15 protein-coding genes are annotated in these 19,770 nt (G+C 43.1%); 12 read left to right on the top strand and 3 right to left on the bottom strand.

Translation table 11 applies throughout. The features are described 5' to 3' along the window. Positions 1–19: 19 nt before the first annotated feature. From B3E92_RS21790 to B3E92_RS21755, 8 genes are all read left to right on the top strand, one after another. Positions 20–1,231, top strand: coding sequence for a FecR family protein (locus B3E92_RS21790; protein WP_286898319.1), 1,212 nt, complete (start codon positions 20–22; stop codon positions 1,229–1,231). A gap of 189 nt (positions 1,232–1,420) precedes the next feature. After that, the gene (locus tag B3E92_RS21785; protein ID WP_286898317.1) at positions 1,421–4,963 is read left to right on the top strand and encodes a TonB-dependent receptor; all 3,543 of its coding nucleotides are present in this window, start codon (positions 1,421–1,423) and stop codon (positions 4,961–4,963) included. A gap of 20 nt (positions 4,964–4,983) precedes the next feature. Then, entirely contained in the window at positions 4,984–6,765 is a 1,782-nt protein-coding gene (locus B3E92_RS21780) for a RagB/SusD family nutrient uptake outer membrane protein (protein ID WP_286882812.1), read from the top strand. A gap of 1 nt (position 6,766) precedes the next feature. Then, the gene (locus B3E92_RS21775; RefSeq protein ID WP_286898314.1) at positions 6,767–7,699 is read left to right on the top strand and encodes a sugar phosphate isomerase/epimerase family protein; all 933 of its coding nucleotides are present in this window, start codon (positions 6,767–6,769) and stop codon (positions 7,697–7,699) included. Positions 7,700–7,718: 19 nt separating this feature from the next. Next, entirely contained in the window at positions 7,719–9,416 is a 1,698-nt protein-coding gene (locus tag B3E92_RS21770; RefSeq protein ID WP_286898311.1) for a right-handed parallel beta-helix repeat-containing protein, read from the top strand. A 1-nt stretch (position 9,417) separates the two neighbouring features. Beyond that, complete coding sequence (locus B3E92_RS21765; RefSeq protein WP_286898308.1) at positions 9,418–10,566, top strand: YdcF family protein; 1,149 nt, start codon at positions 9,418–9,420, stop codon at positions 10,564–10,566. Between the two features lie 7 nt (positions 10,567–10,573). Further along, positions 10,574–11,446 (top strand): phosphodiester glycosidase family protein, encoded by an 873-nt coding sequence (locus tag B3E92_RS21760; RefSeq protein WP_286898305.1) that lies wholly within the window; start codon positions 10,574–10,576, stop codon positions 11,444–11,446. A gap of 98 nt (positions 11,447–11,544) precedes the next feature. Then, positions 11,545–12,624 carry an SGNH/GDSL hydrolase family protein gene (locus B3E92_RS21755; RefSeq protein ID WP_286898302.1) on the top strand — a complete coding sequence of 360 codons (1,080 nt, stop codon included), beginning with the start codon at positions 11,545–11,547 and terminating at the stop codon, positions 12,622–12,624. 247 nt (positions 12,625–12,871) lie between these two features. Here B3E92_RS21755 and B3E92_RS21750 read toward each other — a convergent pair whose 3' ends face one another. Continuing rightward, positions 12,872–13,630, bottom strand: a complete 759-nt coding sequence (locus B3E92_RS21750) for a type 1 glutamine amidotransferase domain-containing protein (protein WP_286898300.1) — start codon at positions 13,628–13,630, stop codon at positions 12,872–12,874. Positions 13,631–13,848: 218 nt separating this feature from the next. Between B3E92_RS21750 and B3E92_RS21745 the strand changes: the two genes are divergently transcribed. Both B3E92_RS21745 and B3E92_RS21740 read left to right on the top strand, forming a co-directional pair. Next, on the top strand, positions 13,849–14,295 hold the full coding sequence (locus B3E92_RS21745; protein WP_286898299.1) for a nuclear transport factor 2 family protein: 447 nt from the start codon (positions 13,849–13,851) through the stop codon (positions 14,293–14,295). Between the two features lie 170 nt (positions 14,296–14,465). After that, on the top strand, positions 14,466–14,915 hold the full coding sequence (locus tag B3E92_RS21740) for a hypothetical protein (RefSeq protein WP_286898297.1): 450 nt from the start codon (positions 14,466–14,468) through the stop codon (positions 14,913–14,915). Between the two features lie 496 nt (positions 14,916–15,411). Here the strand turns inward: B3E92_RS21740 and B3E92_RS21735 are convergent, their stop codons facing one another. Further along, a complete protein-coding gene (locus B3E92_RS21735; RefSeq protein ID WP_286898296.1) occupies positions 15,412–16,104 on the bottom strand; it encodes a hypothetical protein in 693 nt (230 codons plus the stop codon). A gap of 353 nt (positions 16,105–16,457) precedes the next feature. Between B3E92_RS21735 and B3E92_RS21730 the strand changes: the two genes are divergently transcribed. Continuing rightward, complete coding sequence (locus B3E92_RS21730; RefSeq protein ID WP_286898295.1) at positions 16,458–16,904, top strand: nuclear transport factor 2 family protein; 447 nt, start codon at positions 16,458–16,460, stop codon at positions 16,902–16,904. 137 nt (positions 16,905–17,041) lie between these two features. On the opposite strand, the gene B3E92_RS21725 is transcribed toward B3E92_RS21730, so the two are convergent. Continuing rightward, positions 17,042–18,724, bottom strand: coding sequence for a S8 family peptidase (locus tag B3E92_RS21725; RefSeq protein ID WP_286898293.1), 1,683 nt, complete (start codon positions 18,722–18,724; stop codon positions 17,042–17,044). Between the two features lie 350 nt (positions 18,725–19,074). Here B3E92_RS21725 and B3E92_RS21720 point away from each other — a divergent pair, with 350 nt between their 5' ends. Next, positions 19,075–19,521, top strand: coding sequence for a nuclear transport factor 2 family protein (locus tag B3E92_RS21720; RefSeq protein WP_286898292.1), 447 nt, complete (start codon positions 19,075–19,077; stop codon positions 19,519–19,521). Positions 19,522–19,770 lie beyond the last annotated feature (249 nt).

The following is a 19,770-nucleotide window of genomic DNA, read 5'->3' as shown; positions in this document are numbered from 1 at the left end:
GTGAAATCGATCCAAAGGAATGAACCAAATTGAACAATACAGCCAATTAATACGTAAATATCTTGCTGATCAAGCCAGCAAAGAAGAGCAGGAACAGCTTCAGGAATTAATGGATGATCCCGTATTTCTTCAGGCTTGGGAGAAAGTCTGGCTGGAGAATTCGTATCCCGCACAGCCCGCAACATACCCTGATCCACATCGGATGTTGGAAAATATAATGGCTGATCCCCGAATTACAACAGCGGCATCTACTCCCCAAAAGACTACAGATGGTCATTTTAATTTCAGAAGAAGTTGGTGGCAGGTTGCGGCAGTTTTTCTTGCGTTCTGCGGTGCCGTGCTATGGGGCTACTACAACTTTTATACAGCGGATACGCAACCGAAAGAGCAGCTGTCTAAGGTGTCCATCGTACCGGGTTCTGATAAAGCCATGATCATTCTTGAAAATGGAAAACAGATCGACCTCAGTTTGCTCCGTGCGGATACGGTCCTTGACCAAGGGGAATATTTGATTACCAAAGACAATAAAGGTCAAATCAGTTATAAGCTCAAAGACAAGTTGTCACCAACAAATAACATCGTCTACAATACGGTCGTAACCCCTAGAGGTGGAGAATATTCATTAAAGATGGCCGACGGAAGTCTTGTGCAGCTCAATGCAGGCAGTAAGATCAAATATCCTGTAAAATTTGATGTTAAGTTGCGGTCGGTGCAGCTTGAAGGTGAAGCCTATTTTGAAGTGGCTAAAATGGATAATAAAGGCAAACGGGTACCTTTTATCGTACAAAGTGGAGCACAGACACTTGAGGTTCTTGGAACACATTTTAACATCCGGAGTTTTGATGATCACATCGTTACCACATTGGTCGAAGGAAAAGTCAAGCTCTCTTTTGCCGATGCTGCCTTGAAAGAACAGATTCTAGTGCCCAATGATCAGGTCGTTTTCAATAAAAGGCGTAAGAGCGTGAAAAAGGAGCAAGTGGATCCGTTCTATAGTCTTGCCTGGAAAAATGGAAATTTTGCTTTTGATAATGCATCCATTCAAACAGTCATGGATGAGGTAGCACGCTGGTATGATGTCGAGATCAGTTACGGAGACAAGCTGCAAGGACAGCACTTCTCGGGGACGATCTCCCGTTATGAAAATATCGATAAATTATTGAAAACAATTGCTTTCGCCGGTGGCGTACATTTCGAACGTAAAGGAAGGAGGATATATGTGCTAAACTAACACTGAGGAGAAGATAGCATATATAACAATCAGGAGCGCGCCAACGCCCCTGAAAGTTTTGTCTTTTTCTCGACATGGATGAATAGTAAAACCGTTAAATTTTATATCAACCGAATGCAATTTAATAAAAAAAAATTGATCGGACCGACCCTATTATGTCAGGTAAGATCCCAGAAAATACCAATTTCTATGAAATTGTCATTAGCAATTCCTCTCTTATTCGCAGCCAATTTACAGCTGCACGCATTTTCTTTTGGCCAGACCGTCAATCTGAAGCGGAACAATGTGAAGGTGAGTGCTGTCTTGAAAGAACTGCAGAAGCAAAGCGGATACAACATTTTTTACAACGAATCGCTGATCGCAAAAGACGACCGTATCAGCGTCAGCTACCACAATATTTCTTTTGAAGAAGCCCTCAAAGATCTGTTGACCCAGCTGCAGTTATCTTATGTCAAAGCGGATAAAAATATTGTTTTGAACAAAAGAGTGGAACAGTCTGCTCGCCAAGCGTCGGCTATGGCGGCTCCGCAGCTGTACCCGGTCAACGGATCTGTCAAAGACGATCAGGGCCGGCCCTTGGACAATGTTACGGTCAGCGAAAAAGGCAAAAAGGAGAAAACGCTCAGCCGCGAGGATGGCAGCTTTCAGATCCAGGTCAGCAGCCCTGATGCCATACTCGTATTCACTATGGTTGGCTATCAGCCGCTGGAAATAGCGGTGGCACAGCAGTCAACAGTGCATGTGACCATGAAGCCGGCTATCAATGCAATGGAAGAAGTGGTCGTCGTGGGCTATGGTGTACAGAAAAAAGCCAATCTGACGGGGGCCGTGTCGCAAGTCAATGCTGAGGATATCGCATTACGTCCCAGTGCGAATATAGCAGGTACGCTTCAGGGACTTATGCCCGGCTTAAACATCCAGCTCAATAACGGCGATCCATCCAAGGCACCTGATATCAATGTGCGCGGTTTTAATTCCATCAATGAGGGCGGCCCGCTGGTATTGATCGATGGGATCGAAGGAAATATCACACGGGTCAACCCCAATGATATTGAAAGTGTTTCTGTCCTAAAAGATGCCGCTTCGGCGGCCATTTATGGAGCCCGTGGCGCTTTTGGTGTCATCTTGGTGACCACAAAAAAAGGGAAGGCAGGAACTGTGAAGGTGGATTATGTCAATAATTTCGCATGGACTACACCGGCCTCACGTACCGATTATATTTCCGATCCCTATGTTTATGGGAAAACGGTAGATGCTGCGCTATATGGGTATAATGGCAGTTCATATACGCGGTACAATCCAATGGACTGGGAAGCGATCAAAATGGTGGCTGCGGGTGAGATTGCGCCCTTTCATGAGAAACAGGCGGATGGAACGTACAAGTTTTTCTATAAAACCAATTGGTGGGATTACCTATTTAAAAAATATCAGCCTTCCAATTTCCATAATATTGCCATTTCTGGAGGTAGCGAAAAGCTCAAAGCCTATCTTTCGGGACGTATGTTCAAAAGAGAAACAATCAATAATATCAATGACGATGCCAATATGGACCGTCAGAATATGAAATCCAATTTGGTATTCACACCCAACAGCTGGTTGGAAATTTCGAACAATACACAGTTCATCAACGAAAAGGATAAAGAATATGGTGGATATGCGAATGGTCTAGGGGGACTTTGGAGTACGACTACCTGGTATTATTTGATGCCTTTTTACCCCAATTTTGTTGACGGTATTCCAACGGATATTGGTGTAGGTACTGGTGGTCAGGGAGCGAACGCAGGACTGGAGTCGGGAAAGAGCTGGGAGCTGCGCAATAGTGAAGAATTTACCAATACATTCCGTGTCCTGCTCAAGCCATTGAAAGGTCTACAGGTAAATTTTGATTATAGCAACCGTATCGAAAACTTTTCACGGAGCACACGCCTCAACCCCTTCAGTTACTACTCGGGCAACAAACTCAACTATACCACTGCAGGGCTCAACCGTCTGACAGAATACCGCTGGAAAGACAAATATAACGCGATGAACCTGTTTGCGACCTACGAAAAAAATGTGGCGCAAAAACATCAGTTCAAATTATTGGTAGGCTACAATCAGGAATCCTTTGACCGGGACCGTATCGCCGGGGCCATGGACGATCTCCTGATCGAAGATCTGTCCAACCTGGCGCTGGGTACCTCGATGTATAGTCTGGCTGGAACGGCTGAAAATTGGGCTATTCAAGGGGTATTTGGCCGTTTTAATTATGCCTACGATAATAAATACCTGCTGGAAATAAATTCACGGTATGATGGCTCATCACGCTTTCCAAGCGGGAGCCGATGGGGATTTTTTCCCTCCATCTCATTAGGCTGGCAACTGGACCGTGAGCACTTCTGGGAGTCGATCAAAGGCAGTATACCCACCTTAAAACTCAGAGCTTCTTATGGCAAGCTCGGCAACCAGACTGTTGGAGTCAATACCTTTAAGGAATTGATGACCGTGCAGCAGTTGGCTTGGCTAAATGGGGGGGGGCGTCTTATTGGCGCAAGTACACCGGCACCATTGCCGAATGTCGTCACCTGGGAACGGACCAAGAGCATTGACTTCGGTGTTGATCTTGGGCTGATCCAGAACAAGCTAAATATCAACTTTGACTGGTATCAGAAGGATGTTGAAGGCATGTATCTTCCAGGGCAGCCACTTCCAGCAGTATTTGGAGCTAATGAACCCCGTGAAAACTATGCTGCTTTGCGTAATAAAGGTTTTGAACTGGGAGTAAGCTACCAGGACAAATTTGACCTTGCCGGCTCACCTTTCCGCTTTAACATCGCCGTGAATACCACTAATTTTAAAGGGATCATTACGAAATATAATAATCCACAAGGCTTGTTGAGTTCTTATTACGAAGGACAGGTGCTGGGGCAGATCTGGGGATACCATATCGACGGACAGTTTCAGTCCGATGCGGAAGCATTGAGCTACCAGAATAGTTTCCAGGATCCACAATTGTCCCTTTCCAAAGTATATAATGATATTCTGAGTGTATCGCAAAATAGTGAATGGAATATGTTGCGCGGCGGCGATGTGAAATATGTGGATCTCAATGGTGATGGACGCATCGACAAAGGCGACAACACGCTTGCCAACCACGGTGATATTAAACCCATTGGCAATGCCATGCCGAAATTTCCATTTGGTATCAATATGAGTGCCTCCTGGAATAATTTTGATCTCTCGGCCGCCTTTGCTGGAGTTGCCAAACAGGACTGGTACCCGACAGGAGATTTATACTGGGGATCCTATCAGCGGCCCTATCTTTCCTTTGTGCGTAAAGACCTGGTGGATAATGCATGGACCCCGGACAATAAGGGGAACAGGTATCCACAGATCTATCGGGGATACTCTTCCCTGCAGAGCGGAAGGTCGCTCTACGAACTGAACGATTATTACCTGACCAACGTTGGGTTCCTGCGGATGAAAAATTTTACGTTGGGTTATACCTTGCCACAGAAATTGACACGGCGCTATAAAGTCGAAAAATTACGGTTTTACTTCAGTGGCGAGAATCTGTTGACCTGGAACTTTGGCAATCTGACGAAGTATATAGATCCCGAACAGGCTGGTGCTATGATCAATTATAATTCGCCCGCAAGTGCCAATGATCCTGCGGACTCCTCGGAGCGGGGGCTGCTGCGGGACTATCCCATGGGTAAAACGTATTCTTTTGGTTTAATGCTTACGCTTTAATACTTGACAACGCAATGATAATGAAACTTACAACAAATACCTATAAACTACTTGGTCTGTTGATCTTACTATCGCTGGCAGCTTGTCAGAAAGATTATTTGGACCGTCCTTCAGAGGACCAGGTGGAAGCGCCTTATTTTTTCAATACAGCAAAGGATCTCGAGGTTGCCACCAATGATTTTTACACTTTTTTGCCCAATGAATCCTGGTATACAAATGATGGTAGTTCGGACAATATGATCCCCCTCACGGTAGCCGACCGGATCAAGGGCAATCGAACTGTCCCCGTGGGAAGCGGCTCGGGCGGTTGGTCCTGGAGCCAGTTGCGCAAGATCAATTATTTTCTGGCCAACTACCATAAAGTGCCCGACGCTGCGGCACAAAAGAAATACGGCGGCATAGCCCGTTTTTTTAGAGCAAATTTTTACTACGATAAGGTCAAAACTTTCGGTGACGTGCCCTGGTATGGAAAGGTGCTGACTGCCAAAGATGAAGATCTTTTCAAAGCGAGGGACTCCCGACAGCTGGTGATGGATTCCATTATGGCTGACCTGGACTATGCGATCGAAAATATACCAGCCGAAAAACAGCTTAACTTGATCACTAAATACACGGCGCTGCTGCTGAAAGCCAGGGTGGCACTCTTTGAAGGAACATTTAGAAAATACCATCAGATCGCGGGACATGAAAAGTTCCTGAATGAGGCTATTAGTGCATCGGCCGAACTGATGAATGCTGGGGCCTATACCTTGTACAGCCAGGGCGGAGCAGATCAAGCCTATCGGAATCTGTTCGCCCGCAATAATCAGGATCAGGTGGAGACTATCCTTGCCATTGATTTTGAACTGGGCATGCGTGTGCATGGTCTTGGCTATTCCTTTACCTCTGCAACTTCTGGAGCCTATGGGATCGCTAAAGATATGATCAATAGCTATCTGATGAAGGACGGGAGCCGCTTTACCGATAGATCGGGTTACAAGACCATGGAATTCTATCAGGAAATGCAAAATAGAGATCCAAGGCTGACACAGACAACTGCGGGGCCGGACTTCCGTGCCAATGGAGAAACCGCAAATGAGCCTGTCAACTTGACGATCACCACCACGGGCTACCGCCTGATCAAGGCCTTGCCGGATAAATTGCAGTGGGGCGTATCGGCCTCCTATTTTGATGTCATCTTATTCCGTTATGCAGAGGGACTGCTGATCAATGCCGAAGCAAAAGCCGAACTTGGGACGATCAGCCAAAGCGACCTCGACCTGACGGTCAATAAGCTACGTAGCCGTGCGGGGATGCCGATGCTATCCCTCGCTGACGCGAATGCTAACCCTGACCCTTATCTGCTGGCCATGTATCCCAATGTCGATGCTGGTGCATTCAGGGGAATTCTTTTGGAAATACGGCGCGAAAGACGGATCGAATTGTTCAACGAAGGACAGCGCTGGGATGACTTAATGCGCTGGAAAGCTGGATCCAAACTGAATCAGCCTATTGTCGGCGTTTATTTTCCCGGTGTTGGAGCCTATGATTTTACAGGGGATGGCAAGGCGGATGTGTATGTCCATACAGGCAATACATCGGGTGCACCGGGCACGGTGACCACATTGATCAACATCAATCAGCGGACACTTTGGGATCCCGTTTCAAATACCCAGAATGCCAATAAGGGCTCACTGGATCCCTTTTATCAACGGGGTAAGTTTGATGAAAAACGCGATTACTATGCACCGATCCCCATCGAAGATATCAAGTTAAACCCAAATTTGAAACAGAATCCGGAATGGGAAAAATTATACCGATAACATGAAACAACTTATTTTTATTGCGATTCTCTGTTCTCTTGTGTTCCCCGGATATACGTACTGTCAAAAACAGGATCGACCTGATTATGCCGTTGGCTACTCACTCGATATCCGGAAGATAGCATTGGAAAAGCTAAAGGCGGACAAAGCAGCTGGTATGGATTATATCGAGATTGCAGGGCTCGGAAGCTTTGTCAATGCAGACCTCAGTTTAAAGATTCCACAGCATGAATGGTTGCTTAAATGCGATTCGCTGGCTACTGTGCTGAAGAAAGCGGGGGTGAGGGTATGGTCTGTCCATATGCCCTTTTCCGCCAAAATAGATATCTCTACGGTAGACGAACAGCAGCGGCAGCAGGTGATCCGTATGCATTTGCAGCTGCTGGAAGGACTTTACCGCCTTCATCCGCAGGTGATCCTTTTTCACCCTTCCTATTATCTCGAGCCCAACAGACGCGCCGCCCGAAAGGACCAGCTGGTACGTTCTGTCAATGAGTTGTACACGGCAGTGTCTAAGGCGGGGCGACAGCTCGTCATCGAAAATATGCTCGGCCCTTCGCTGACGGTGGGTGAACGGGAGCGGCCCCTGCTGCGGACCGTGGAAGAATGTCAGGAACTTTTCGCCCGCTTTCCTGATCAGGTCGGCATTGCAGTCGATATGAACCATATTGCGCATCCCGAGCGTCTGCTCTTGGCTTTTGGGCCGCGCGTCAAGACGGTACATGTTGCTGATGGGGATGGAACCAAGGAAAGTCACTATCTACCCTGTAATGGCAAGGGACAGAATGACTGGAATAAGATCTTTGCCGCCCTGGAAAAAATTAAATATAAAGGTGTATTTATGTTTGAGTGCCATTATGAAACCACAGTGCAGTTGGTCCAATGTTACCGTCAGCTGCAGCAGAATTATAGCAACACACAAAACAATAAGTAGGTTCAAAACATTGATTATAATGAAAAAATCGTTATATATTATTATGGCTCTATTTTTTGCCCTCAGCATACAGAGCTGTAAAAAAGATAAAATAGAAAGTGAGCAGCGGCTCCTGATCGATCGGGACTATATGGAGGTCGGCAGTAGGGCCGATACCTATCAGTTGGACATCTTGGCAAATGCAACGATTACCGTAAGTAGCGACAAAGATTGGATCAAACTGGATAGTACGGTGTATCCCAAAGGGAAAAATAAGATCCGGTTTTCTGTTTCGAAAAATTTGGAAGACGAACGTTCGGCGACCTTGTTGCTCCGATTGAATGATAACCTATCGCAGGAAATCTTGGTTTTCCAAGAATCCGGAAAAGTTCCCGTTTTTTATGTAACTCCTGCGGGCAAGGGGGATGGCAGTTCGTGGAGCAGTGCTACAGATCTCGATCAGGCACTCGAAAAAGCAACGACCGGCAGCACCCTATTCTTGGCCGAGGGAACCTATGTTCCAAGCAAAACCATTCGCAATGGCGAGGTGAACGAGGAATCAGACAAAACCATAGAGATTGCAAAGAATGTCAGTCTTATTGGCGGATATGCGGCCAATGCCAAACCTGGAGATCAGCCCAATCCGGCCTTGTATAAAACCATCTTTCAGGGGAAGCTTTCCAGTGGAAAATCGGTGTTTCATACAGTCACGGTGACGGCAAGCCTAGATCCTGAAAATCAGGTTATGTTAGAAAATATCAGCATCAAGGGTGGGAATGCCACCGACCGTAGTGCCAGTACAACGATTGACAACGTAAAATTCAGCCGTGGCCAAGGTGGCGGTATGTTGATTGGCATGGCTAAAGTCTTGCTTAAAAATGTGGATGTGGTTGACAATAAAGCGACCGCAGATAAGGGAACTGCAGGTTTTGCTGCCGGCATTTATGCTTTTTCAGGTGCCCAGCTCAGGTTGGAAAACTGCCGTATCAACAATAATAGCAACAGCGGCAATAACGGCGGCGGACTATGGATCGCTGATGGGTCACTGGTTGCCTACGATAGCCAATTTAATCACAATAGTGCCAAAGGCACCGCAGGGGGCGTACATGCCTATCCAAACGCGGCTATCACACTCTATAATTGTGAGGTGATCGGCAATTCAAATACATCCTATGGAGCAGGTGTTTATCTACGTGAAAAATCAAAAGGGGTATTTGTTAATTGCCTGCTGGCTGAAAATTCGAGTACATCAGCCAACGGCGGAGGCGGACTAATGCTGTATGATAACTGTCAGGCAGACGTGATCAGTACAACCATTACCAAGAATGCCGTTGTTGGTCCCGGCGGTGGTGTCTATCGTCGCAGCAATGTCAACAACTTGACTTTGATCAATTCGATCGTTTCGGGCAATATTCAGGCGGGCAGTTCAAGCGATGTTGATGCTTATTCAGATAACGTCGCTGTTGTTCCATTGATCCAGCACACTGTTGCTACGAAGGCGGTGTATGGCGCTGATGGAAGCATTGTTCCAAAAGTAAGTTTTGAACCTGCGACTATGCTGAATCCAGATTATCTACCTATCGGTGCCGAAAATCCGTCCATGAGCTATGGTTTAAGCTCATCCGGGTTGCTGGAGCTTGCCAAGAAATATAAGCCGGTATTGGACGACAGTCGCATACAACAAGATATCAATAATAACCCGCGCTCTTCCAGCTGGATGGGTGCAAAAGTGAAATAAGATGAAACAATTAAGCTGCCTATTTATCCTTACCATTCTTTTCATGTGTAACAGTCGCGCGGCTGAGCACAAGAATATCCTGCTGTTATTGGGTTCAGCCGATCCTGAGGTATTAGCCCGGCGGGTAGATGTTGCTGCTCAGCTCTACCGTATCCGGCCGATGGATGCTATTGTGGTGTCCGGAGGTTGTGGTGCACACGGTTCCAAGATTTGTGAAGCTTCGTCTATGGCGCTGCAATTGGTCAGCAAGGGGGTGCCCGCAACATTAATCTTTAAGGAGGAAAACTCCAAGACGACGGTGCAGAATTATATTTTTAGCAGGCGGCTCAAAAATAACGCTGGCGAGCGAATCATCCAGCCCGGAGATACGGTGTATGTTGTATCCGACCACTGGCATGCTATCGCTGTTGCTGCCCGCTTGGAAAAATACGACGGGGTGACAGCCAAGTTTTTTATTGAAGGTGCTATACAGCCCAAAAAGGAAGACCGTCTTGATTATGGCGGAATATTTAACGGTTACGAAGACAATCATCTTTTTACGTTAAAAGGGACATGGCTTACACCTGAAGCGGTATGGACAAAAAAAGACAGTACCTATTATCTCACACAGGATATGGTCTACGCAACGGATGCAGCTAACATTACCTATAGCGTCAGTCTAGTGGAGAAGCTGTTTCCTTTTCTGAAAGGGAGTTCAGAATTTAATCCACCAATATATATTGATGACCCGGCCGCATGGTATATCCTGTTTGATGGATATTGCCGTAAAGTTTCAAAAAAGGATTATCAGGTACTGAATGAACTGCCAATTCACGAATGGCTGTCGCTGCCAGACACATTGAACTGGAGTCTAATAAATACAGGATATATTCAGGGGAAATCATTGGTACTGATCGGGAAGGACAGGATGCTATTGGCGGAACGAAAAGGGAAGGCCTTTCAGTTTGTCCGGGAAACTGTGCCGCAACGTTATTTTGTTAACTGGCCTTATAGCTGGGGGGTGGGCAATGTCAGTGCGGCAAGATTGCTGCCAGGAGAAAATAAGGTTATCTTTTATCGTAATATGGAGTCCGTTGTATGTACTATTGACAAGAAAACAATTGAAAAAGCGGTTCCATTAAAATTAAAGTGGATCGGCGAAATAAAGTAGAAAACAGATGAAAAGAAATTTTATATATAGCTTATTGCTACTTTTTCTTGTTATTTCATGCAAGAAAAATGAGGGTGGAACGCAGCTGCCCTATGACTACAGTATTCCCCAGGAAGAAAACTTGGCGGAGATTATCAATAAGGCAACCTGGAATACAAAAACGGTTGCTGACGGTGTGCTGTGGAAGTACTACCAATTTCCGCGGATATTTGATTCCAAACAATATGTCAATGTATTTGAGATTGATCTGAAGAAAGGCGTGCAGCTGGAAATTCCCTATGTGAAGACCGGATTTCTAAAAACAAGTGCTGCCGCCACGGCTAAGGGAGCTTTGGTGGCATTTAACGGCAGTTACTTTAATACCAGTACAGGTGGATCAACCGTGTTTTTCAAATACGATGGCCAGGTGATCAACCAGACTGTGAATGGATTTAATAGCTACCGTGAAAATGGTGCATTTACCTTTACGGGGCAAAGCTATCAGATTGTGCCGAAGCCTGCAGGAGGTTGGGGTACCCTGAACTCTACAGCTGCATTGGCTGGCGGTCCACTATTGATGCAGGATGGTCAGGTGCTGGAGCAGTTGAACGTAGATTTCAATACCAGTAGGCACCCCCGTACAGCAGTTGGGCTTACCACGGACAATAAGCTGATCGTAGCTGTTATCGATGGCCGCTCATCACAATCACAGGGACTGACGATACCCCAGCTGGGCGAGTTAATGGCTGCCTTGGGCTGCACTTCGGCGTTAAACTATGATGGCGGCGGTTCCTCCACAGCCTGGGTGAAGGGCGAAGGTGTGGTCAACTATCCTTCAGATAATGGAAAGTTTGACCATGAAGGTGAACGTGCTGTAGCCACCGTATTTACAGTGAAATAAAAAATCGATACTTTTATAGGTAGTCGGCCATCTTATGAATAATACGAGATGGCCACTATTCAATTAGAATCATTTCTATTGCTATTAATTGAACCATCATGAAAAAAAAGATAAGTATTCTATTTTTCCTCCTTCTTGTTTGCGGCTCAGTATCTTCATACGCCCAGCAGGTTATTTCGTCGGCCAAATTTGAGCTGCAGGGAAGAGCTTTTGAAAATGCTCCAAAATTTCATCGGATAGATACAGCGAGGTACAGCGAACTTCCTGCTGCGGTAAAGAAATTATATACCCATGCTGCAGGAATGTTTATTACGTTTAAGAGCAATACGAGCAAGTTGTCGCTACACTGGGAGACGGCGGATGCGGCGCTAGGTAATAATTCCACGCCGATTATGTCACGGGGTTTTGATGTATATGTAAAAGAGCCCAGTGGGTGGCGCTTTGCAGGAGTAGCCCGTCCCGATCTTAACTTGGCAGAAAGTAAGGCTACGCTGGTCGAGGATATGGCGAAAACAGAAAAAGAATTTCTTGTTTATTTTCCGCTATATAAAGAGCTACTGGATTTTGACCTGATTATTGATGACAAAGCCAGCTTTGTTAGTACCAAACAGTCGTTTGCTAAAAAGGTCGTGATTTATGGTTCCAGCATTGTCCATGGAGCTTCCGCAAGCCGTCCGGGATTAGCTTATCCAGCGCAATTGGGGCGTCGCCTGAATGCTAACGTGATCAACATGGGCGTGAGCGGTAATGCCCGGATGGAGCCTGCTGTGGCCGATATGCTATGTGACATTGATGCTATGGATCTACTCATCATGGATTGTGTGCCCAATAGTAGTCCCGAAGAAGTCCGCGAACGGACATTCAATTTTGTGAAACGGATTCGTAGATCCCATCCTCAGTTACCCATATTGCTGATAGAGAGTATTACCCGGCAGGTCGGCAATTATAATTTAAAGTGGAGCGCGCGATTGACCGAGCAGAATAAGAATTTTAGGTTACAGTATGAAAGACTGCTGCAGGCAGGTTACAAAAATTTGTATTACATCCCCACAGACCATTTAATAGGTGATGATTCGGAAGGAACAGTAGATGGCACCCACCCAACAGATGTGGGATTTGAAAGGATGCTTAAAATAATAGGGCGTAAAGTAGAAACTATCCTAGAAAATAGTCTATAAATTTTTGCTAGCCCTCCACCGCTGATAAGCGCCGACGCCCAAAAATACAATGTCATATTGTCGGGTCCGTTTACAGACTCAGATACATATTTTAAAACCCATTAAGAGCGACTTCGGGAGATGTGGCTTTTACGTCAAAAGGGCCTGATTCTCATCAGAACCTTTCTCTTAGTATTTTCTTGTTTAGCAATTATTAAGCAGACCCATGGTTTTCAAAAAGCCAATGTTGTTATCTTGGGAGGATACCTTACTCATCTAATGCCTTGACTATAGCCATGCCTACAGCTTTAGCTGATTGTGGATTTTGGCCAGTGATCAATCTGCCGTCAACGGTAACATGGGACTGCCAAGGTTCGGATTTTTCATAAATCCCACCTATTGCTTTTAGTCTATCTTCTAGTAAAAAGGGAACAACATTGCTGAGCTTGACAAGCTCTTCTTCTTCGTTGCTAAAGCCATTAACTTTTTTCCCTTTTATCAAATATTCGCCGGTGCTCAGTTTGATGTTGGTTAAGCCTGCAGGTCCATGACACACGGCTGCAATGACCCCATTTGCCTCGTATATCTTGCTGGCAATCTTTGCGATTGATGAATCGAAAGGAAGATCCCACATCGCACCATGTCCTCCGGCATAAAAGATAGCTTTATATTCTTCAGGTTTTACCTGGTTAGGTTTGAGTGAATGGGTGATTTTATTGTGGTAGTATTTATCCTCCCAGAATTTTTTGTTAACGGGATCATTTAGGTCAAATCCATCCACAGGTGGATTTCCGCCCTCTGGGCTAACAAAATCAATCTCATATCCGGCAGCTGTTAAAACCTCCCATGGATGCGAGACTTCCCCGAGATAATAACCTGTTTTTTCGCCTGTATTGCCTTTTGTATCGTGACTAGTCACTACAAATAGAATTTTTGGTTTTCGGTTTGTTGCGTAGCAATGCGTTGCTATTAGGATTAATAAAGCCGAAAATATTCCTATTTGCCTAAAGAGTTGTTTTGCTTTCATATTGCTTTGATTTTCTTCTTGTTGGAACAAATTTCTTGATTTTGTATGGTAATTTACCGTGACCTACATCACAAAATTAAAATTCACCTGCCCATTTCCACCATTCACCGAGTTTTCCGGTCTGTTAGTCTAAAGATTATAGGCTAGGGGCCTATTGTGTTGTAGTTTTGAGTCAACAAATAAGAACAACAGAACTAACAATATAAAATAAAGACATTATGAACTCGTTAGTAAAAACATTCGCAGCGGCAGCCTTAATCACAGTATCCACTTTCGCTATGGCAGCTGAAGGACCTGGAGCAAAAGCAACAAAAGCAAACGTTAACCTTTCCACAGCAGACTTGGCACTCGATCACTACGTTGCGGTAACGACAGAGGGAGAATCAGCAGGAGTAGAGCAGTTATTTGCAGCTGATTTTAATCAAAAGATCCAAGCTACCAATGCGCAGTCTAACAGCCGTAGCGAAGTGCTTAAATCCTTGAAAAAACAAGAAGGCGAAAAGCTGAACTGTACAGTAAGCACTGATATCATCGAGGAATCGGCAGACTATATGGTTGCTAAAGTAACCTTGAAATTTGAAAACTTCACCAAGACTGATCTAGTTACCTTGGAGCGTGTAGGCAATGACTGGAAAGTTTCCAAATCAATCAATTCGTATAAGTAGAAGCCATCTCAAATAAATATATATGTTGTAGAGCCATATCGGAAGATGTGGCTTTTTTTGTTTTGGCGTATAGACAACATCCATGGTAAAGAGATATGTCTTTTTTTTGCCTTTTATCAAATTTTTGATCTTAAAAGAAGGGTAGCTTTGGGATATTAAATAAATCAATTATGAAAAAGCATAGTTTCTTAATGGAAAGACTAGTAAAATATAAAGCGTTTATTAATATCATTATAATATTGCTTTTGTTGCTTTTACCTCTACCGGGTGAAAAATTTACGCTCCTTTTTTTTATGGTGTTATTTCTTGCTCTATTTCAGTTTTTTACTTGCCTGAATTATGTTGATTTCATCAACATGTGGGACTTAGTTGTTCAAGCTCTACTGGCGGTTATTTATATTCTAATCTGTACAACAGTTTTACTGAATTCGTTATATATAGTAAAAAGAAGACTGGGAACTATATTAGATAGGATATTTTCGATAGTTATAGGGATAGCAGGTCTTTATAGCCTACATGCTGTCCTACAATACCCGGATATGTTTTCTTTTGCTTGGCTTGCATTATTTTTCATTTTCAATATAATGAGATGGATGCTTATAATAAAGGCTGATTATTAGCGGATGATATGTTTATTGGAGCAAATAAAGGATCCCGAAAACTAGGGGTAGTACGTTTTAGTTTAGTTTAGAAGCCAGATCCTGAAATCTGGCTTTTTACGTCAAAAGGGCCTGATTCTCATCAGACCCTTTCTCTTAGCGTTTATTTGTACAGTAATTTTTATGTTTCCTATCGTTTCCTCTTTTTTGTTTCACCATCCAATGTTTTTAAAGACTATTGGATTTTTACTGTACGACGCCAATTTTTATGTTGAACCTTTCCTTCGAAAGATAGCTTGGAGCCGCTTTGTATTATAAGAACAATTGCCATTTCCAAATAGTTTTATCGGAGTGATTTTTTTTATAAATTGGATCGACTTATTTAAACTGTATGAACATCTTGTTTTTTCTAATGTCATTCTTGTTCGCCCATATTCCGCAACTAATTTATTGTTTTAAATAGACCGCTTTATAGTTCAAGTGATGGAGGTGGAGCTATTTATTTTAAATACAGTAACTAGCGGATTCCTATCGCTGACAGATTGTCGATCGTACTTTGAATAAAAGCATCAGACGCCAAATTTTTAACCGTATTCTTATTGAGTATACCATTCTGTTTTTTTAAGACATACTCACTAGCTTTAAACCACTGCGGAGGTATTCCGTCTATTTCTTTCTCTGGTAAATAAAAATAAGTGAAATTCAGTTTTTCGATGTCGGAGACCAATTTCTTTACTTCATCGGCGTAATTTTTGAGTTGTGACACGCTGAGGCTATCTTCAATCCTTTTTGTCAATAATCGGTCCTCATACAATCTCGATTCGGTGAGTTTGATGACTTCAATAAAAGAAGCGATCGATGAATCATCAAAACCATCCCACCAATAATCACGTAATTGTTCATTTTCAGTATCAAAATAAACCCTCCGTTCTTCTGCTGACATTAAGGAGCCTGGTCTTACATAACTTTCTGTTGGAATATCACCCCAAACAGAAGCCCATCGGGCTGTTTTGGAGTAATAAAAAGATCCAGTAAATTCGCTTTCCATATACCTGCTAATTGTTAGCCCTAATGACAAGTAAAAACCGTTTTCTAACTTTTTTGAAAAAAATCCTTGTGCGCTGGGTATGGAGTTTTTAAAATAGAGGTATCCTGATGTTGCTAAAGGAGCTTTGACTTTAGCGACTAATTTTGCCTTTGTTAACTTCATTTGTTAAAGATTATCTAATATCTCAAAAACTTATTCAATCAGTTTGTAGCGTCTGAGATTATCGGCAGACTCAAGTGTATATTGCTGATCGGTATAGATGAATACTTTATAGTGTTGATAGGAAATTTCAATCATTTGGACTTGTAGCTTTTGCTATTAAAGATAGCAGTTAGAGTCTGATTATCGAAAATTCAGTGCTTTATTCTAAACACTTTCCTCTCCCCATTCCCGCCATTTACCGAGTTTTCCAGAGCGTTGGTCTAAAGCCCGTATGCTAGGGGCCTATTGTGTTGTAGTTTTGAGTCAACAAATAAGAACAGATAAATAAACTAATACAATAAAATAAAGACATTATGAGAACGCTAGTAAAAACATTCGCAGCAGCAGCCCTAATCGCAGTATCAACTTTCGCTATGGCAGCTGAAGGACCTGGAGCAAAAGCAACAAAAGCTAACATTAACCTTTCCACAGCAGATTTCGCTTTAGAACACTATGTTGCGGTAACCACAGAGGGCGAATCAGCAGGAGTTGAGCAGTTATTTGCAGCTGATTTTAATCAAAAGATCCAAGCTACCAATGCGCAGTCTAACAGCCGTAGCGAAGTGGTTAAATCCTTGAAAAAACAAAAAGGCGAAAAGTTAAACTGTACAGTAACCACAGATATTTTAGAAGAATCAGCAGACTATATGGTTGCTAAAGTGACTCTAAAATTTGACAACTTCACCAAGACTGATCTCGTTACCTTGGAGCGTGTGGGTAATGACTGGAAATTATCCAAATCAATTAATTCGTATAAATAGAATTTAACAACTAGTGGTTTGTCAGCTCAGGCAGGCTACAGACCACTAGTGAATCATATGTTTAAGTTTAGTTTAGAAGCCAGGTCTTGAGACCTGGCTTTTTTGAGTCATTACTCCCCGTAGCTTTAATATCCCTATTAAAGCTTTCTTGATTTTTTGATCTCTTTTGCTATTTCCATTGCTTTCTTCATGTCAGGAATACCATAACCATAAGGGATAACCGGAGTATTGATTCGATCTCCTGATTTGCGTATTACATCCATTAGCTCTTTATTGCTCAATTGCGGATAAGCTTGCCATAAACAGGCGGCTAAGCCACAAAGTATAGGACTCGAATAGGAGGTTCCGCTACGTGTTTCACCGACGCCTGATTCCCCGATTACCCATGCTCCTCCACCTAGGGCCATAACATCCGGTTTCATTCTGCCATCTACTGTCACTCCCCAAGATGTAAAATATGCTACCCTACGATTATCATATACCGCGCCTACTGTAAGTACATGAGGAGAGTCGGCCGGACTCCCTACCCAGCTTCTGTCATTGCCCGCACAATTGACAATTAAGATACCTTTACTGGCTGCAATGTTAGCAGCCCTGGTGGCAAATGTGGTCTTTCCATCCATCTCTTCAAATTTATAAGCAGGATTGTAGAAACTTTCTGGACCATAATAAAGTGACGAATTAATGATATCTACACCAACACTGTCCGCAAATTCAGCAGCGCTGGCCCAGTAGTCCTCTTCAACATGCTGTTCAGATGATTGATCTTCAGAGCGCAGCAGCCAGTAATTTGCCTCCGGTGCGGTACCCACATATGTTCCAGGTTGGTTGACAGCCATACAGGAACTTACCCAAACTCCGTGCATATCGACCGCATATGGATCATCGTTTTCATAGACAAAAGATTTAGCACCTTTGATATTCACATTTTTAAAAGCTGGGTTATTTTTAAGATTCAAAAAACCGGCATCGATGACAGCAATATCGATACCTGCTCCTTTAAAACCATTCTCATGAAGCACCTGGCCATCATTTATGTTTATATTGGAGGCAGCTCCGCCATAGTCCAATTTATTATTGGGGGTAGTGTTGGATACCCTTTGCGGGATATCTTTATACTTTCCTTTCTCGGTCGAGGTTTCCCTAGGCCCTTCCCATACTTTTTCTGCGGAGTGCACAAAGGGGAGATTTTTATAGTTGTCAATAAGGAAATAATCTACACAATGTACCGTGACGGTATTTAGCCATTTACTTTTAGAGACAATTTTACATCCTATCTTTTCAATTTGATTTAAATAGTCTTCCGAAATCGGAAGATCGGAATTGTCGATTGGGATGTTTCGTTTCTGCCGCCGCTGGATAGCCTTCTCTGATAAGAATGTTTCAGGATTATTCAACGTATGAGAGGATGTCCCTTTGTCCTTTAGTACTAATCTAAACTTGTAGTCATTGGCATCTGTTACAATGATTTTTACTTTTGCTGTTGCCTTGCCATTCGCGAGGGTTGCTATTGCATATGTTTCGCCAGCTCCTTCAGGCCATACTGAAGCTTCTTTTGTTTCTGGATTTTGTGTTAAACTTGCAATTCTTGTGTTCTCGACTGTCCAGTTTATTTCATCTGAGTCACCTACCGGCAGATTCTGTATTTCAGTTGACAGCCTGGCCCCTAAAAATTGTATTTCACGTTTTAAGTAAACTTCATCTGGTTTAATGACAATTCTTACAGGTTCGGGAATGACAGTCTCTTCATTTTTTTTGCATGAATTAAATAAAAAGCACAGTAAAAGTAAATACGAGGAAATTTTGAATGAATGAAGCATTTATATGTTATAATTCAATTGATTTTTGTGGTATATATAGACTTATTGGTGTTACCAAATAAGTTTTTGTATTTGTAGTGAAATCGAGTGCAAATTAAATAAATATTGACTATTAATTCTCTTTATTTATTATTTAATTTTAGTTTTTGTGTCGATTGCCCTTATATTTCTTTAATTGTGAATATAATTCTCCGTAATCAGTAATTCGTAAACATTCACCTCCCCATTCCCGCCATTCACCGAGTTTTCCCGATCGTTGGTCTAAAGCCGATAGGCTAGGAGCGTATTGTGTTGTAGTTTTGAGTCAACAAATAAGAACAACAGAACTAACACAATAAAATAAAGACATTATGAGAACGCTAGTAAAAACATTCGCCGCAGCAGCCTTAATCGCAGTATCAACTTTCGCTATGGCAGCTGAAGGACCTGGAGCAAAAGCAACAAAAACTAACATTAACCTTTCTACAGCAGATTTCGCTTTAGAGCACTATGTTGCGGTAACGACTGCAGGCAAATCAGCAGGAGTAGAGCAGTTATTCGCCGAAGATTTTAATCAAAAGATCCAAGCTACCAATGCACAAAGTAACAGCCGTAGCGAAGTGGTTAAATCCTTGAAAAAACAAAAAGGTGAAAAGCTAAACTGTACAGTAAGCACAGCTATCATCGAGGAGTCGGCAGACTATATGGTGGCTAAAGTGACTTTGAAATTTGAGAATTTCACCAAGACTGATTTCGTTACTTTGGAGCGTGTGGGCAATGACTGGAAGGTTTCCAAATCAATCAATTCGTATAAATAGTATCCAATAACAAGTGGTTGCCGTTAACAAAAGACAAACCACTAGTGAATCATATGTTTATAAAGGCCAGATCCTGAAATCTGGCTTTTTTATGTCAAAAGGGCCTGATTCTCATCAGACCCTTTCTCTTAGCGTTTAGTTGTACAGTAATTTTTATGTTTCCTATCTTTTCCTCTTTTTTGTTTCGTCATCCAATGTTTTTTAAGACTATTGGATTTTCACTGTACGACGCCAATTTTTATGTTGAAC

The organism is Sphingobacterium sp. UBA6317 (genome assembly GCF_002440385.1).
GTDB lineage: Bacteria > Bacteroidota > Bacteroidia > Sphingobacteriales > Sphingobacteriaceae > Sphingobacterium > Sphingobacterium multivorum.
This window is presented reverse-complemented; position numbering and strand designations above follow the sequence as displayed.

What these genes read in the sequence shown, in the direction of transcription:
- B3E92_RS21790 (WP_286898319.1), top strand. Translation starts at nt 20, where the DNA reads ATGAACCAAATTGAACAATACAGCCAATTAATACGTAAATATCTTGCT.
- B3E92_RS21785 (WP_286898317.1), top strand. Translation starts at nt 1,421, where the DNA reads ATGAAATTGTCATTAGCAATTCCTCTCTTATTCGCAGCCAATTTACAG.
- B3E92_RS21780 (WP_286882812.1), top strand. Translation starts at nt 4,984, where the DNA reads ATGAAACTTACAACAAATACCTATAAACTACTTGGTCTGTTGATCTTA.
- B3E92_RS21775 (WP_286898314.1), top strand. Translation starts at nt 6,767, where the DNA reads ATGAAACAACTTATTTTTATTGCGATTCTCTGTTCTCTTGTGTTCCCC.
- B3E92_RS21770 (WP_286898311.1), top strand. Translation starts at nt 7,719, where the DNA reads ATGAAAAAATCGTTATATATTATTATGGCTCTATTTTTTGCCCTCAGC.
- B3E92_RS21765 (WP_286898308.1), top strand. Translation starts at nt 9,418, where the DNA reads ATGAAACAATTAAGCTGCCTATTTATCCTTACCATTCTTTTCATGTGT.
- B3E92_RS21760 (WP_286898305.1), top strand. Translation starts at nt 10,574, where the DNA reads ATGAAAAGAAATTTTATATATAGCTTATTGCTACTTTTTCTTGTTATT.
- B3E92_RS21755 (WP_286898302.1), top strand. Translation starts at nt 11,545, where the DNA reads ATGAAAAAAAAGATAAGTATTCTATTTTTCCTCCTTCTTGTTTGCGGC.
- B3E92_RS21750 (WP_286898300.1), bottom strand. Translation starts at nt 13,630, where the DNA reads ATGAAAGCAAAACAACTCTTTAGGCAAATAGGAATATTTTCGGCTTTA.
- B3E92_RS21745 (WP_286898299.1), top strand. Translation starts at nt 13,849, where the DNA reads ATGAACTCGTTAGTAAAAACATTCGCAGCGGCAGCCTTAATCACAGTA.
- B3E92_RS21740 (WP_286898297.1), top strand. Translation starts at nt 14,466, where the DNA reads ATGAAAAAGCATAGTTTCTTAATGGAAAGACTAGTAAAATATAAAGCG.
- B3E92_RS21735 (WP_286898296.1), bottom strand. Translation starts at nt 16,104, where the DNA reads ATGAAGTTAACAAAGGCAAAATTAGTCGCTAAAGTCAAAGCTCCTTTA.
- B3E92_RS21730 (WP_286898295.1), top strand. Translation starts at nt 16,458, where the DNA reads ATGAGAACGCTAGTAAAAACATTCGCAGCAGCAGCCCTAATCGCAGTA.
- B3E92_RS21725 (WP_286898293.1), bottom strand. Translation starts at nt 18,724, where the DNA reads ATGCTTCATTCATTCAAAATTTCCTCGTATTTACTTTTACTGTGCTTT.
- B3E92_RS21720 (WP_286898292.1), top strand. Translation starts at nt 19,075, where the DNA reads ATGAGAACGCTAGTAAAAACATTCGCCGCAGCAGCCTTAATCGCAGTA.